The sequence below is a fragment of the Pseudomonas sp. MBLB4136 genome (assembly GCF_051904765.1).
In the GTDB taxonomy this organism is placed as follows: domain Bacteria; phylum Pseudomonadota; class Gammaproteobacteria; order Pseudomonadales; family Pseudomonadaceae; genus Aquipseudomonas.
This window is the reverse complement of sequence record NZ_CP196713.1, coordinates 3,786,252-3,801,408: the sequence shown is the minus strand read 5'-3', so window position 1 is coordinate 3,801,408 and position 15,157 is coordinate 3,786,252. Positions and strand designations below refer to the sequence as shown.

The 15,157-nt window shown below is 62.8% G+C and carries 12 protein-coding genes and 1 pseudogene; 7 read left to right on the top strand and 6 right to left on the bottom strand.

Annotated elements, in window-relative coordinates; all coding sequences use genetic code 11:
• Positions 1-195: 195 nt before the first annotated feature.
• Genes ACSX1D_RS17280 through pilB form a run of 3 tightly spaced genes read right to left on the bottom strand, consistent with a single transcriptional unit; the run spans position 196 to position 3,995 of the window.
• A complete protein-coding gene (locus tag ACSX1D_RS17280) occupies positions 196-1,068 on the bottom strand; it encodes a prepilin peptidase (protein WP_439859676.1) in 873 nt (290 codons plus the stop codon).
• A 3-nt stretch (positions 1,069-1,071) separates the two neighbouring features.
• A complete protein-coding gene (locus ACSX1D_RS17275; RefSeq protein ID WP_439859675.1) occupies positions 1,072-2,289 on the bottom strand; it encodes a type II secretion system F family protein in 1,218 nt (405 codons plus the stop codon).
• Positions 2,290-2,291: 2 nt separating this feature from the next.
• Positions 2,292-3,995: a type IV-A pilus assembly ATPase PilB gene (pilB, locus tag ACSX1D_RS17270; RefSeq protein ID WP_439859674.1), complete on the bottom strand. Its 1,704-nt coding sequence runs from the start codon at positions 3,993-3,995 to the stop codon at positions 2,292-2,294.
• 223 nt (positions 3,996-4,218) lie between these two features.
• On the opposite strand from pilB, the gene ACSX1D_RS17265 reads away from it, so the two are divergent.
• Positions 4,219-4,728, top strand: coding sequence for a pilin (locus ACSX1D_RS17265; RefSeq protein WP_439859673.1), 510 nt, complete (start codon positions 4,219-4,221; stop codon positions 4,726-4,728).
• A gap of 123 nt (positions 4,729-4,851) precedes the next feature.
• Entirely contained in the window at positions 4,852-5,598 is a 747-nt protein-coding gene (gene tfpZ / locus ACSX1D_RS17260; RefSeq protein WP_439859672.1) for a TfpX/TfpZ family type IV pilin accessory protein, read from the top strand.
• Between the two features lie 173 nt (positions 5,599-5,771).
• On the opposite strand, the gene nadC is transcribed toward tfpZ, so the two are convergent.
• Positions 5,772-6,620, bottom strand: a complete 849-nt coding sequence (nadC, locus tag ACSX1D_RS17255) for a carboxylating nicotinate-nucleotide diphosphorylase (protein WP_439859671.1) — start codon at positions 6,618-6,620, stop codon at positions 5,772-5,774.
• Between the two features lie 463 nt (positions 6,621-7,083).
• Between nadC and ACSX1D_RS17250 the strand changes: the two genes are divergently transcribed.
• The 5 genes and pseudogenes from ACSX1D_RS17250 to ACSX1D_RS17230 all read left to right on the top strand — a co-directional run bounded on the left by ACSX1D_RS17250 (position 7,084) and on the right by ACSX1D_RS17230 (position 13,120).
• Positions 7,084-9,384: a DUF1631 domain-containing protein gene (locus ACSX1D_RS17250; protein WP_439859670.1), complete on the top strand. Its 2,301-nt coding sequence runs from the start codon at positions 7,084-7,086 to the stop codon at positions 9,382-9,384.
• Positions 9,385-9,479: 95 nt separating this feature from the next.
• Complete coding sequence (gene ampD, locus ACSX1D_RS17245; RefSeq protein ID WP_439859669.1) at positions 9,480-10,043, top strand: 1,6-anhydro-N-acetylmuramyl-L-alanine amidase AmpD; 564 nt, start codon at positions 9,480-9,482, stop codon at positions 10,041-10,043.
• Positions 10,040-10,876, top strand: a complete 837-nt coding sequence (ampE, locus tag ACSX1D_RS17240; RefSeq protein ID WP_439859668.1) for a regulatory signaling modulator protein AmpE — start codon at positions 10,040-10,042, stop codon at positions 10,874-10,876. Before ampD ends, ampE begins: the two co-directional genes overlap by 4 nt.
• 258 nt (positions 10,877-11,134) lie before the next feature.
• Positions 11,135-12,214: pseudogene (locus tag ACSX1D_RS17235) on the top strand (methyl-accepting chemotaxis protein); the annotation flags it as partial.
• The gene (locus tag ACSX1D_RS17230) at positions 12,191-13,120 is read left to right on the top strand and encodes a methyl-accepting chemotaxis protein (RefSeq protein WP_439862357.1); all 930 of its coding nucleotides are present in this window, start codon (positions 12,191-12,193) and stop codon (positions 13,118-13,120) included. The pseudogene ACSX1D_RS17235 and the gene ACSX1D_RS17230, both read left to right, overlap by 24 nt.
• A 60-nt stretch (positions 13,121-13,180) precedes the next feature.
• Here ACSX1D_RS17230 and ACSX1D_RS17225 read toward each other — a convergent pair whose 3' ends face one another.
• A complete protein-coding gene (locus ACSX1D_RS17225) occupies positions 13,181-13,963 on the bottom strand; it encodes a TatD family hydrolase (RefSeq protein ID WP_439862356.1) in 783 nt (260 codons plus the stop codon).
• Between the two features lie 51 nt (positions 13,964-14,014).
• Entirely contained in the window at positions 14,015-15,016 is a 1,002-nt protein-coding gene (gene cra, locus ACSX1D_RS17220; protein WP_439859667.1) for a catabolite repressor/activator, read from the bottom strand.
• Between the last annotated feature and the right edge of the window lie 141 nt (positions 15,017-15,157).

The following is a 15,157-nucleotide window of genomic DNA, read 5'->3' as shown; positions in this document are numbered from 1 at the left end:
CGGCTCGCGTGGGTTGCTGGTTGGCCGTCGATTGTAAGGCATGCGGCCGTGAGCCGGCGAACGGCCGAGGCGCTCGTGGGCCTTGGTCTGAGCGGACGGAACGGAATGCAGATGGGTTGCTTACAGGTGCGAGCCTGCTGGCGATCCGTACGGCGAGTGCACGGTATCGCGAACAAGCCCGCTCCCGCAGGTGCGCTAGCGAAATCCGGCAAATTGCAGGTAGGTGCCGGTGATCTGCTCACCCCATAGCAGGGCGATCCAGCCGGCGATCGCCAGGTAGGGGCCGAAGGGGATCGGCGTGCTGGTCTCGGCATTGCGCAGGCGCAGCATGATCACCCCGAGCACGGCCCCGACCAGCGACGACAGCAGGATGGTCAGCGGCAACACCTGCCAGCCACCCCAGGCGCCGAGCATGGCCAGCAGCTTGAAGTCGCCGTAGCCCATGCCTTCCTTGCCGGTCACCAGCTTGAACAGCCAGTACACCGACCACAGGCTGAGGTAGCCAGCAACCGCCCCCCACAGCGCGTCGCCGAGGCTGGCATACAAGCCGAAGTAGTTCGCGATCAGTCCGAGCCACAACAGCGGCAGCACCAGGGCATCGGGCAGCAACTGATGGTCGGCGTCGATCAGGCTCATCGCCAGCAGCCCCCAGGTCAGCAGCAACATGCCGGCGGTCTGCCAGGTGAAACCGAAATGCCAGGCAACGTAGGCAGACAGCAGGCCACAGGCCAGCTCTACAATGGGGTAGCGAGGACTTATGGCTGTCTTGCAGCTGGAGCATTTGCCGCGCAATGCCAGATAGCTCAGTACCGGAATGTTCTCCCAGGGGCGAATCTCATGGCCGCAGTGTGGGCATTGGGAGTTGGGTAAGAGCAGGTTGAACGTACCGGGGTGCGGCTGGGCCGGAAGTTCAAGAATCTCCCTGGCCTGTGTCTGCCAGTCTCGCTGCAGCATAAGGGGCAGGCGATAGGTAACTACGTTGAGGAAACTGCCGATCAGCAGGCCGATCAGCAGGACAAGTAGAGCCAAGGCCAGCGCGTGTGTGGCCAGAAAGTGGATAACTGACATGCTCTAAACGACGGCGCCAAGTTGGAATATGGGCAGGTACATGGCGATAATAAGGCCGCCCACCAATACACCCAGCACCGACATGATGATGGGTTCCATAAGGCTGGTCAGGCCGTCGACCATATTGTCAACTTCCTCTTCATAAAAAGTCGCCACTTTGTCCAACATTTCGTCCAGTGCGCCGGACTCTTCGCCAATCGCGGTCATTTGTATCGCCATTGATGGAAAGGTGCCCGTGGTGCGCATGGAAAAGTTAAGCTGCATGCCGGTGGATACGTCAGCTTTGACTTTATTGGTCGCGTTCTTGAAAACGACGTTGCCGGTTGCGCCGGCTACGGAGTCAAGAGCTTCCACAAGCGGAACGCCGGCGGCAAATGTGGTGGAAAGGGTGCGAGCAAAGCGAGCTACGGCCGATTTGTAGAGAATGTCGCCGACAATAGGCATCTTGAGCACGGTTCGATCCATCCAGTCACGAAATTTCTGCGACCGCTTGTGCATTTCCTTCAGGGCGAAAGCGGTTGCAAACATTCCAATCAAAATGATCAGCCACCACTCCTGCAGTGCCTGCGACAGTCCGATGACCATCTGGGTAAAGGCCGGGAGTTCGGCGCCGAAGTTCTCGAACACAGACTCAAACTGTGGAACTACCTTGATCAAGAGGATGGCCGAAACGATGATGGCCACCACGATCACCGCGATCGGGTAGTTCATGGCTTTCTTGATCTTGGCCTTCAAGGCCTCGGTCTTTTCCTTGTAGGTGGCGATGCGGTCCAGCAGGGTTTCCAGTGCTCCGGCCTGCTCGCCGGAGTCAACCAGATTGCAGTAGAGATCGTCGAAGTATTCGGGTTTCTTGCGCAGCGAAGCGGCGAAGCTATTACCGGCTGCGACCTCCTGCTTCACCTCGTCCACGAGTTTGCGCATGTTGGGGTTGTCGAAGCCTTCACCAATGATATCGAACGACTGCAGCAGGGGAACGCCCGCTTTCATCATGGTCGCCATCTGCCTGGTGAACAGGGCGATGTCCATGGGCTTGATTTTCTTGCCGGCGCTGAATAGCGAAGTGGCTTTTTTTCGCACCTTGGTCGGGTTGATGCCTTGCTTGCGCAGCTGGGCCTTGACCAGCGCGGGGTTCTGCCCGTTGATTTCACCCTTGACGATGGCGCCTTTCTTGTCTTTGCCTTCCCAGCTGAATACGCTGGTTTTCAGTGCTTTTTCCGCCATGGTTAATCCTTGGTCACGCGGTTGACTTCCTCAAGGCTGGTTACGCCTTGCATGGCCTTCAACAGGGCTGAGGTGCGCAGATCATTAAAGCCGTCTTTACGCATCTGTGCGGCAATGTCGATGGAGTTGCCTTCCTCCATGATAATCCGCTGAAGGTTGGGCGTGTTTTTAACCACTTCATAAATACCGACGCGTCCCTTGTAGCCACCCTTGCAGTTTTCGCAGCCCACCGGACCGTAGATCTTGAACGAGCCTATCTTGCTTTCTGGGAAGCCCTCGGCGAGAAGGGCCTCTTTGGGAATGTCGACTTCCTTCTTGCAGTGGCCGCACAGCTTGCGCGCCAGGCGTTGGGCGATGATCAGGTTGACCGAGGTGGCGATGTTGAACGAGGGCACGCCCATGTTGCGCAGGCGCGTGAGGGTTTCTGCAGCGCTGTTGGTGTGCAGGGTCGACATGACCATGTGGCCGGTTTGCGCAGCCTTGACTGCGATGGATGCGGTGTCCAGGTCACGGATCTCACCCACCATGATGATGTCGGGGTCCTGGCGCAGGAACGCACGCAGCGCCTGGGTAAAGTCCATGCCCTGCTTCGGGTTTACATTCACCTGGTTGATCCCCTCGAGATTGATCTCCACGGGGTCTTCGGCGGTGGAAATATTCACGTCCGGGGTGTTGAGGATATTCAAGCCTGTATAGAGCGAAACGGTCTTACCCGAGCCCGTGGGGCCGGTCACCAGTATCATGCCCTGTGGCTGTTTCAGGGCTGTCATGTAAAGCTCTTTCTGGTCTTCCTCATAACCCAGCGCGTCGATGCCCATCTGGGCGCTGGTCGGGTCGAGGATACGCATCACGATCTTCTCTCCCCACAGGGTGGGCAGGGTGTTGACGCGAAAGTCGATGGCCTTGTTCTTCGAAATTTTCATCTTGATCCGGCCATCCTGCGGCTTGCGCCGCTCGGAGATATCCAGCGCGGCCATCACCTTGAGACGGGCCGATATGCGCGGAGCCAGCTGAATCGGCGGCCGCGCCACCTCGTGGAGAATGCCGTCGGTGCGCAAGCGTACGCGGTAGACTTTTTCGTAGGGCTCGAAGTGCAGGTCCGACGAGCCGCCCTTGATGGCGTCGAGCAGCATCTTGTTGACGAAGCGCACGACCGGCGCGTCGTCGGCGTCAACGCCGCCATCATTGTCCTGTTTGGTTTCGTCGACGGCTTCGACGTCCAGCCCATCGAGATCGACGTCGGCCAGGTCTTCCATGCCGCTGGACGCGGAGTCGAAGAACTTGTCGATGGCGTCACCAAGCTTGTCGTCTTCGACCAGAATAGCCTCGGTATTGAGGCCGGTGCTGAACTGGATATCCGTAACAGCTTGATGATTGGTCGGGTCGGAAACGCCGATAAAAAGCTTGTTGCCCCGGCGCCATAGGGGGAGCACGCGGTGCTGGCGTGCCAGTTTTTCGCTTACCAGCTCACGCGGTGCCCCGTCCTTGTCGAGCGTATTCAGGTCGAAGAAGGCTACGCCGAATTGGTCGGCAGCCAGTTCGGCCAGTGCCCGGCTCTTCACCAGCTTGTTCTGAACCAAATAGGTCACCAGGGGCAGCTTGTTGCGTTGGGCCTGCTGCTGGGCCTGCTGGGCTGACTTCTCATCCAGCAGTTCGGCCAGCACCATCTGTTTGGCCAGGCCGGTAAGGGACACGCTTTCGTTCATTGCAGACTCCGTACGCTATGCCTGCCTTATAACGTAGTTGGTCGACCACTGCCAAACATGGTGAGTTGGGGTGCCAAAAAATGTCAGTTACTGTCTTGGCGGGGGAGGCAGTGCTTGATATGCGGTGCCTGAATGCCCAAAAAACGGCTAATTTACGGTTTGGCATGCTAGCTGCATAAGTCTGGGCAGGTCACTGGACCTGTCCATATTTAGGAGAGACTTCATGAAAGCTCAAATGCAAAAGGGTTTTACCCTGATCGAATTGATGATCGTGGTCGCGATCATCGGTATTCTGGCTGCGGTTGCGCTGCCGGCGTATCAGGATTACACCAAGCGTGCTCGTGTTACTGAAGGTCTGTCGCTGGCTTCGGCCTTTAAAGCCCATGTTGCTGATATACATGCTGGTGGGAATTTCACTGCAGCCACAGGCTACAACACCAATCCGCCTGCATTTAGTGCAACAGATAATGTCGCTGCCATCACCATTGCACCGACTACCGGTGTTATCACGTTGCAGTTTACTGCCCGTGTTGGAACCGCAGCTAACCAAACCGTCACCCTGGTACCTTTCTCTGGTGGTGTTGCCGCTCCTGTTTTGCTGCCTGATGCGACTGCAGCCTTCACTCCGGCCCAGGGCAATATCGGCTGGCGTTGCATGGCTCTCGGTGCAGCTTTCGGTGTCGGCGCTGCGGGCACTCTGCCGGCGAACCTTGCTCCGGCTGAGTGTCGCTAACAGCGAAAACTATTCGATGGGGTAAGCCTTTCGTGAAATTCCGTCGTTTAGTCTGAATGTTGACGCCTCGCGAATGCGGGGCGTTTTCGTTTGTGCGATCTGCTGCAGGATTGGAGGTTGAGAGTGGGTTTCCGTTTCAAGATTGCAAGCCTCCATTTTATCGGCAGCTCTGTCGTAGTTGCGATCTTGGCTGCTGTTGTTTTCTTTGTTTGGTACCCGCCGCCTTATTCGAGAATAAGTGGTGGCGGTTTGTTGTTCTTGATGGTCTTTACGGTGGACGTGGTTTTGGGACCGTTGCTAACTGCGCTGATCGCGAGTCGGAATAAGGCTCGGGTGGAGCTGTGTCGAGACTTGTTCTTCATCTTCATCGTCCAGTTGTCGGCTTTGGGTTACGGAGGTTGGAGCCTGTATCAGGCGCGACCCGTTTATACGGTATTTGAGGTTGATAGATTTAGGGTGGTCAGGGCGGCAGACCTAGAGGCTGCCATGCTGGAGCAGGCACCAAAGGAGTTTCGTCAGCTGTCAATTTCTGGCCCTGTTCTCATTGGTACAAGACGTGCCTCTAGCGCGGAAGAGGTGCTCCAGGGGATAGACGATGCTTTGCGGGGATTCGATCTAGCTATGCAGCCGCAGCGTTGGGTGGCGTACGATCAGGTTCGGGCGCAGGTGGTTGAGCGGGCTGTACAGTTGGATGCGTTAATGGAGCGCAGGCCTGCTGAGCGGAAAGTCTTTGACGGGGTGGTTCAGGCGCTGGGGCTGAAGGCGAGAAGCATAAAGGTATTACCACTAGCGTCCCGAATGTCTTCTTGGTCTGTGCTGATTAATGAACAGGGTTGGCCAGTGGGCTACGTTCCCGTTGACCTCCTATAGGGTGAGGGTTGCAGTGGTCAGGAAGCCTTTCAGTCACAGATCGACGCCGCCCATTCTTGCGGATGTTATACAGGGCCAGGTGAAATAGATTCGGCAGTGCTTCGTCGCTGTGCTCAATTTCTGTAGGAGTCTGGCGGAAGCTTCCCTCATGGGTAGAGTTTCGGCGGGCAGGGTCAGAGCCTCAGCCGCATCGACAAATCCACCGCCTTTACATCCTTGGTCAGCGTGCCAATCGACACATAGTCCACTCCGGTCTCGGCAATTTCCCGCAATGTGCTTTCGTTGACCCCGCCCGAGGCTTCCAGCTTGGCGAGGCCCTGGGTGATGGCCACGGCTTGGCGCATGTCGTCCAGCGACAGTTCATCGAGCATGATGATGTCGGCGTCGGCGTCCAGGGCTTCGCGCAGTTCTTCCAGGCTCTCCACCTCCACCTCCACCGGCTTGCCGGGGGCGATCCGGTGGGCGGCTTGCACGGCCTCGGCGATGCCGCCGCAGGCGGCGATGTGGTTTTCCTTGATCAGGAAGGCGTCGTACAGGCCGATGCGGTGGTTGTGGCAGCCGCCGCAGGTGACCGCGTATTTCTGCGCCAGGCGCAGGCCGGGCAGGGTCTTGCGGGTGTCGAGCAGTTTCACCGCAGTGCCCTGCACCAGGTCGGCGTAGTGCTGGCAGCGCGTCGCCACGGCGGACAGGGTCTGCAGGAAGTTCAGGGCGCTGCGCTCGCCGCTCAGCAGGGCGCGGGCGGGGCCTTCCAGGTGGAACAGGGCCTGGTTCGGTGCGACCCGCTGGCCGTCGCGGACTTCCCAGTGCACCGTGACCCGCGGGTCGAGCTGGCGAAACACCGCGTCGACCCAGGCGGTGCCGCAGACTACCGCGGCTTCGCGGGTGATCACCGTGGCGTGGGCCAGGCGCTGTTCCGGGATCAGCTGTGCGGTGATGTCGCCGCTACCGATGTCCTCGCTCAGGGCGCGGCGCACGTTGGCCTCGATTTCGGCGGTGAGGTCGGCGAGGGTTAGGTTGGGCATGTCGGGCTCCACAGTCTGAGTGGGGCGATTATAGGGATAGCGAGCGGCGGTTGCAGCGGGATTGGCGCCGTAGGCATTCTCGGATGAGTACCTGGTCTACGTAGCCAGAACCGCTCAAGTGCTAGTCTTAAAAGGATAATGGTCAGGCGTTCCTGGTCGGGATGTGGGCCGGCGTGGTGCTGCGTGTTGCGCGCGATCGCCACGGGTTGCCCGCTGTTTGCCGGAAAATACCGGCGTACTGATGCGTTTGTCGCCTTTAGCTGGCCGTTGAGAAGCTGGCGCGTTACATCTGTGACCTGGGTCATATCTGCAGTAGAAGTCTGCGTGGTGCGTGCGGGGGCGTCCCTATAATGACTTTACTTTTTGGAATGATGACGCCAGGACCTTGACGTTACGGATGACGCCCAGTTGATCGCTGTGCAGATCGGTGCGCCCATAAGGGACCGTCTGCAGGAGGCTTGCAATGAAGACTGATGCGAAAGTGGTGCACCTGAGCAAGGTGGCCCCTGAGCAATCGCCCACTTCGCCGCTAGGAAGACTGCCCGTGGCGCTCATTCAAGTGCGTGACAAGGCTGCGCAGCAGCTCAAGCAGGCGTTGCAGGCGCTGTTCGACAATGCCGACGACACCCTGTTCGAGATGGCCGATCGGGCCACCAGCAACACCGAGCAGAACGCCTTCTTCGAAGCCATGCGCGACCTGCGCCTGAAGCGCAAGAACATCGAGCGCGGTTTCCTGCAAAAGGTCTTCGAGTCCTTTTTCAGTCTCAATCAGTATGAGATCGGCAAGCCGCCTCCCTTGGACGCCATGTCGTTCGACAGCCTGTCGCTGGTGCAGAACGACGAACTCGAGGAGACGGTGGCACTGGACGCCATGGTCGCCAAGGTCATGAGCCGCGACAGCATGGCTGTCAGCCACCTGACGGCGCGGCTCAACGCCATGGTCAGCAAGAAGCTCGACGAGCGCTCCAACCCGCTCGGTCCGGTGGCCCTTTGTGAGGCGTTCCTGCAGTCGTGCAGCGGTCTGGGTGTGGAGATCAGGGTCAAGCTGATCATCCTCAAGCTGTTCGAGAAGTACGTGCTGGGTGATCTCGATCAGCTGTACGCCGAGGCCAACCAGGCGTTGATCGAGGCGGGCGTGCTGCCGGAGCTGAAGTCGGCGCCCACGCGCCGTCAGCCGGGGCGTAGTGCTTCGTCGGCAGCCGGCGGCGAGGGCGCTGCCATGCAGTCCAGCGCTGGCGAGTATGCCGAGCAGAGCGTGCAGGAGGTATTTGGCGCCCTGCAGGAGTTGCTGTCCCAGGCCCGTGGCAGCGGCATACCGCGGCGCGAGATTCCGGCCGATGCGCAGCCGATTTCCAGTCATGACCTGATGCGCCTGCTCTCCTACATGCAGCAGCGCGCGCCGGCGCAGGTCGCCGACGAGTTCGATGTGCGCGATCAGCTCGGCCAGTTGCTGACCCGGGCCAGCGCCAAGAGCGGCAAGGCCCGGGTGGTCGGCGAGGTCGACGAGGATGTGATCAACCTGGTGGCGATGCTGTTCGAGTTCATTCTCGACGACCGCACCCTGCCGGATTCGCTGAAGGCGCTCATCGGCCGCCTGCAGATCCCGATGCTCAAGGTGGCGGTGCTGGACAAGACCTTCTTCGGTCGCGGCAGTCACCCGGCGCGACGCCTGCTCAACGAGATCGCCTCGGCGGCGCTCGGTTGGAGCGATCAGGACAACGCCCGGCGCGACAGCCTGTATCAGAAGATCGAGCAGGTGGTGCAGCGTCTGCTCAATGACTTCGTCGACGATCCGGTGATCTTCTCCGAGCTGCTCGCCGATTTTCTCGCTTTCACCGGCGATGAGCGGCGCCGCAGCGAACTGCTCGAGCAGCGTACCCGCGATGCCGAGGAGGGCAGCGCCAAGGCCGAGCTGGCCCGGCGCCAGGTCGAGCAGGCGTTGAATGAGCGCCTGCTCGGCAAGACCCTGCCAGAGGTGGTGGTGCGCCTGCTGCAGGAGGCCTGGAGCAAGGTGCTGATGCTGACCTGCCTGAAGCATGGGGTGGACTCGCCACAGTGGCACGCGGCGCTGCAGACCATGGACGATCTGGTCTGGAGTGTGGCGCCGCACGAAGATCCGGAGGCGCGCCTGCGCCTGCTGGAACTGGTGCCCGGGCTGCTCAAGGCCTTGCGCGAGGGCATGGCCAGCGCAGCCTTCGACCCGTTCTCCACCGGCGAGTTCTTCAGCCAGCTGGAGGCGCTGCATGTGCAGGCCTTCCAGCGCTTCAAGCGGCCGCTGGCCGAGGCGCCGGAGATCGACGAGGAGCAGCGCGTGGCCTTGGCCGAAGCGGGTATCGAGCTGCCGCTGCTGGAGCTACCGGCGGACGAGGAGGCTGCAGCGGCGGCCGAGACGGCTCCGATGGTGGCGGTGGTCGAAGAGATGGTGCTGCAGGCGCCGGGCGAGCGGCGTGTGGCCGAACCGGAGATCAAGCTGCCGGATGACGACGAATCGCTGCAGCAGGTGGACAACCTGCGGGTCGGCAGTTGGGTCGAGTTCCAGGAGGACGACGAGCACAAGCTGCGCTGCAAGCTGGCGGCGGTGATCAAGCCTACGGGCAAGTACATCTTCGTCAATCGCACCGGCATGAAGGTGTTGGAGAAGACCCGCATGGGCCTGGCCGTGGAGTTCCGCCGCTGCGCCATTCGCCTGCTCGACGACGCACTGCTGTTCGATCGCGCCCTGGAGTCGGTGATCGGCAACCTGCGCAAGCTCAAGGGCGCCTGACCCGGGCGCGGCCGTGAGGCGCGCCTGGCATTGCCGGCAACGCTTGGCCGCGCCGCAGCGCTGCACTAGAGTGGTGGCTCGTTCAAGGAGCCGATATGCAGCTGGACCCTCAGAGTGGTTGGTGCGCGGGCATCCACCACTGTCCCTCGCCCAACTTCAATGCGCGCCCGCAGGGGGAGGTGTCCCTGCTGGTGATCCACAATATCAGCCTGCCGCCGGGCCAGTTCGGCACCGGCAGGGTGCAGCAATTCTTCCGTAACCAACTGCCCGCCGACGAGCATCCGTACTTCGCGAGCATCGCGACGCTGCAGGTGTCGGCGCATTTTCTGATCGAGCGCGACGGCGCCATTACCCAGTTCGTCTCCTGCAATGAGCGCGCCTGGCATGCCGGCCAGTCGAGTTTTGGCGGGCGGGAGAACTGCAATGATTTTTCCCTCGGCATCGAACTGGAGGGCACCGACGACATCCCCTTCACTGAGGCCCAGTACATCGCCCTCGAGGCGCTGATTGGTGAACTGCAGCGGCACTATCCGGCGCTCGCCTCGGAGCGCATCTGCGGGCACAGTGACATTGCTCCGACGCGCAAGACCGATCCCGGTCCGGCGTTCGACTGGCCGCGGTTGCGCGCCGCGCTGAAGGATAAGAAGGAGGCGTTATGAGTTTTCTGGTGCTGTTGCTGGTGCTGTGGGTCGAGAAGTTTTCCGCCTGGCGCGACGCCATCCAGCAGGATGGCCCCTGGTTGCGTCTGCTGGCGAAGGCCGAGCGACAGCCGGATTTCATCGAGAGCCCCTGGTTGGGCATTGCCCTGTTGGTGGTGCTACCGCTGCTGGCCCTGACCTTGGTGCTGTCGCTGCTTGAGCCGCTGCTCTACGGCTGGCTGGCCCTGCCGGTGCATCTGCTGGTGCTTATCTACAGCCTCGGCCGAGGCGACCTGCTGGCGGCCCTGGGGCCGTTCCGCGACAGCTGGCGGCGCGGTGATACCGAGGCGGCCTATCTGGTGGCGCGGCGCGACCTGGCTTTGGACGCGGACGCCGAGGGTGCGTTGCTGCAGCGTGTGCAGGGGCACATGCTGTGGCAGGCCTACCAGAGCTTCTTCGCGGTGATCTTCTGGTATGCCCTGCTGGGTCCCTTGGCGGCCCTGGCCTATCGCCTGCTGGCCCTGCTCTGCGAGCACGCCGGGCAACCGGCCCTGCGCGAGCGTGCCGTGCACCTGCGGCATGCCTTCGACTGGCTGCCGGCGCGGGTTCTGGCGGCGAGCTTTGCCCTGGTCGGCAATTTCGTCGCGGTCAATCGGGCGTTGCTGCACGAGCTGCTGAGCTGGGACATCAGTGCCGCGCAGCTGGCGATCAACGTCGGCCGCGCCGCCTGCGACATCCCGGACTCCGCGCCCGGCGAGGCCGGGGTCAGCAGCCTGGACAACCTGTGGCAGCTGCTGGTGCGTGCGGCCGTCCTCTGGTACGCAGTGTTCGCCCTGTGGACGCTGTTCCTCTAGCGCCAGCGCTTGTCCCGGCGCCGTGAGCGCCTGGTCTGCTTAACCTTAAGTTACACAGTCTCCCGTCGATAACGGGTATATAAGGCGTCGCGCGCGTCGGGTGTCCGCACCTGCGCAGCAACCCCGGATGCCGTGGATCGAGCTGCAGAGTCGTGACTGCCGCGCTCTACCAATCCGCGTCACCGACCCTGTATACACCACAATAATTACAACAGGAGACGTCTTGTGAAGACCGTGTTGTATCCGGCCATCGCGCTGATGAACCGCCTCAGCTTCGGCATGAAGTTCAGCCTGATCAGCGTGCTGTTCTTCCTGCCCATGCTGGTCACCAACTACTACCTGGTGCGTGACTCCTATCGGCAGTTCGTCGGCACCCAGGTGGCCCTCTCCAGTCTCGATCTGCTCGGCGCCAGCCTGTCGCTGCGCCGCGACCTCGAGAGCTATGCCGACCTGCTGAAGATCAACGAGATCATCGGTCAGTCCGGCCAGGCCGGCGACCTCAACAGCCGTATCGGTCAGCTGCAGAGCAGCCTGAACACCACCCTGCAGGGGCTGGCGCCGGTGGTGCGCGACGCCGAGCAGGTCGAGGAATTCAATGCCAAGCGCGACGAGCTGATCGCCGGCCTGCAGGCGCTGCAGAAGGAATCCTCGCTGCAGGGCAAGACGGTGCTGGCCAGGAAGCTGCAGGGCAGCGCCCAGGTCTTCATCAAGCTGGTGGCCAGTCAGGCGGGGCTGAGCCAGGATCGCCAGCGTGAGGTGCGGCAGATGACCGAACTGGTTACGGTGGTCACGCCGATGGTCACCGCGCTGCTCAGCGAGGGCCGGGCGACGGGCTCCTATTCGTTGGGCCAGGGCTTCCTCAATTCGGCGGCCAGCACCGAGTTCGACGAACTGTTGCTGGAGCTGGAGAAGGCTCACGCGGAGTACGGTCTCAACCTGCAGGAGGCACTGGGCGCGCGTTCGGCGCTGCAGAGTCAAGCCGACGCCAGCCGCGGCAGTCTGAAGGACAGCGCCCTGCTGTTCGAGGACAAGGTGGTGGTCGCCGATACCCTGGAAATGCCGTGGCAGCAGTTCTATGACCAGGTCAGTGCGCAGATGGGCAAGACCTACGCGTTCAACGACGCGGTGCTGGCCTTTCTCGATCAGCAGCTGCAGGAGCGTCTGCAGGACAATCGCGGGCAGATGATGCTGCTGGCGGCGGCCCTGCTGCTGGTGTTCCTGCTGATCGTCTATCTCTACAGCGGTTTCTATGTGTCGATCCGCACCACCCTGAAGAGCCTCGGCGGGGTCATGGGGCAGGTCGCCGCCGGCGACATGACCGTCAGCTTCAAGGCCCAGAGTAAGGATGAGCTGGGCGAGTTGGGCCAGGTGTTCAACGAGACCGTGAGGAAGATCCGCCACCTGATCGAGCGTGTCGGCCACACCGTGACCGAGGTCGAACGACAGGCCGACCGGGTGGAGCTGGTTTCCGGCGAGAGCAACCAGGCGGTGGCCGGGCAGCGCAACCAGATCGAACAGGTGGCGACGGCGATGAACCAGATGTCCGCCACCGCTCAGGAGGTCGCCCGCAGCGCCGCCGCGGCGGTAGGCAGTGCGCAGAGCGTGAATGATGAAACCGTCAGCGGTCGCGCCCTGGTCGAATCTCAGGTCGGCAGCATCCAGCGTCTGGCCGGGGAGATCGACCAGTCGGTGGCGGTGATCAACCAGCTGGCCAACGACAGCGCCTCGATCAGCCAGGTGCTGGACGTGATCAAGGGCATCGCCGAGCAGACCAACCTGCTGGCGCTCAATGCCGCCATCGAGGCAGCACGGGCTGGTGAACAGGGCCGAGGTTTCGCCGTGGTGGCCGACGAGGTGCGCAATCTGGCCAAGCGCACCCAGCAGTCCACCGAAGAGATCGAGAAGATGATCAGCAAGCTGCAGGGCGGCGTCGGCGCGGCGGTCAAGACCATGAGCGTCAGCCACCAGATGGCCGACGGCACGGTCAGCGAGTCGGGCAAGGTGCAGCAGGCGCTGGAGAACATCCTCGCCGCGGTGGGCATGATCGTCGACCAGAATCAGCAGATCGCCGCGGCCGCCGAGGAGCAGACCGCGGTGGCCCACGACATCGACCAGAACATCGTGGAGATCAACCACGCCGGCGAGCGCACCGCCCAGGGCGCCAGTCAGACCGAGCAGGCCAGCCGCGAGCTGTCCGAGCAGGTGTCGCACCTCAAGCAGCTGATCGGCGCCTTCAGCGTCTGATTGCGCTGTAGTGCAAAGAAGGCCCGCCATCTGGCGGGCCTTTTTACGTTGTGGCGCCGCTCACAGGCTCCAGCCGAACAGCTCGGCGGCGTTGCGGCTGCTGGCGGCGGCCAGCTCGTCCGCGCTCAGGCCCAGCAGCGGCGCCAGCTCGGCGCAGATATCGGGCAGGAATTCCGGGCTGTTACGCTGGTTGGGGTGCATGGCCGGGGCCATGTCCGGGGCATCGGTCTCCAGCACCACGGCGTCGGCCGGCAACTGCCCCAGGATCTTGCGCAGGCGTTTGGCCTGGGGCCAGGTCGGCGCGCCGCCGAGGCCGAGCCTGAAACCGAGCTTGAGGTATTCGCGGGCTTCCTCGTAGCTGCCGGCGAAGGCATGGATGATGCCGCCGCGCTTGAGCCGGAAGCGTTTCAGGGTGGCGATGGTCGGCGCGTGGGCGCGGCGCACATGTAGCAGGGCGGGCAGCTCGAACTCGGCGGCCAGCGCCAGCTGGGCCTCGAACAGCGCCTGCTGGCGCTCGCGGTCGAGCTGTTCGAGGAAGTAGTCCAGGCCGAACTCGCCCACCGCGCACAGCTGCAGGTGGCCGGCCAGGCGCTGCAGCCAGTCGCGCAGTTCGCCCAGGTGCTCGGCGCGGTGCTGCTCGAGATAGACCGGGTGCAGGCCGAAGGCGGCGTGCAGCCGGCTGTCGCCTTGCACCAGCTGCCACAGGCGCGGCCAGTTGTCCCGGTGCACGCCGAGCACCACCAGGCGCTCCACGCCCCGGGCGCGGCAGCGCGCCAGCAGCGCGTCGCGGTCGGCGTCGAAGTCGGGGAAGTCCATGTGGGTGTGGGTATCGATCAGGCGCATGGCTTGAAGCATCGGCGATTTACCCGCCCGGCGCCAGCCGGATGCGGGTGCCTACTGTACTGCCTGGCGCTGCTTGAGCACCCGCGGAATGGCTTCCACGCCGGGCAAGTAGTGGTCCTGCTCGATCGCCTGCAGCGCCCAGTCCAGCACTCGCTCGGCAATTTGTGCGTGTTGCTGGGAGATCGCATTGACCCGTTGCGGCAGGAAGTCCAGCAGCTGGGTATCGCCGAAGGTCGCCAGGCGCGGTTCGACCTGGTCGGCTGAGGGGGACCGCTCGCGCAGGGCGTCGAACACCCCTTCGAGCAGGACGTAGGCGGTGGTGACCACTGCATCCGGCATCTCGCCGTCCCCCGCCAGCAGGGCGCGCATCAGCCGGTAGCCGCAGGCGCGGCTGAACTGCTCGCCATGGCTGACGCTGACGGCGCCGCCAAAGCCCGCGAGGGCCTGGCGGAAGCCCTGCTCGCGGGCCTGGCTGATCACCAGTTCGCCGCGCGCGCCGAGCAGGGCGATATGCCGCGGCGGCGGTTGCAGCAGGCTGCCGGTGAGCAGGGCGCCGGCCTGGCGGTCGTCGCTGACCACCGAGCGGATGGCTGCCGGGTCGAGGGCGCGGTCGACAGCGATCACCGGCACCCCGTCGGCGACCAGGCGGCGGTAGACCGGGTCGTCCTGGGGCAGGCAACTGGCGACTATCAGGGCATCGCAGCGCCGCGAGCGGAACAGTTCGAGCAGCAGGCGCTCGCTGTGCGGGTCGTCGTCGGAACTGGCGATCAGCAGTTGGTAGCCTCTGCTGCGTGCGCGCTGCTCGAGCAGCTTGGCCAGGCGCGCGTAACTGGGGTTTTCCAGATCCGGCAGGATGAAACCCAGGCAGCGGCTCTGGCCGCGGCGCAGGCCGGCGGCCTGCTGGTCGGGGCGAAAGCCGTGGGCCTCGACCACCTCCAGCACCCGCTGCACCGTGGCCGGGCTGATCCGCCGCTTGGCGGCCTGGCCATTGACCACATAGCTTGCGGTGGTGACCGAGACTCCGGCCAGGCGGGCGATATCGGAAAGCTTCACGGCGGTGGTCCTGGATTTGGCGGCTGACGATCGGGCTTCAAGGATCGCCGATTATGGGGTAACGTGCCAGTACTTGATGAAACGATTCAGCAAGCGACTTGGCCGGCTATCCTCGAGGGTGTCGCGAGCCGCCTGCATCAG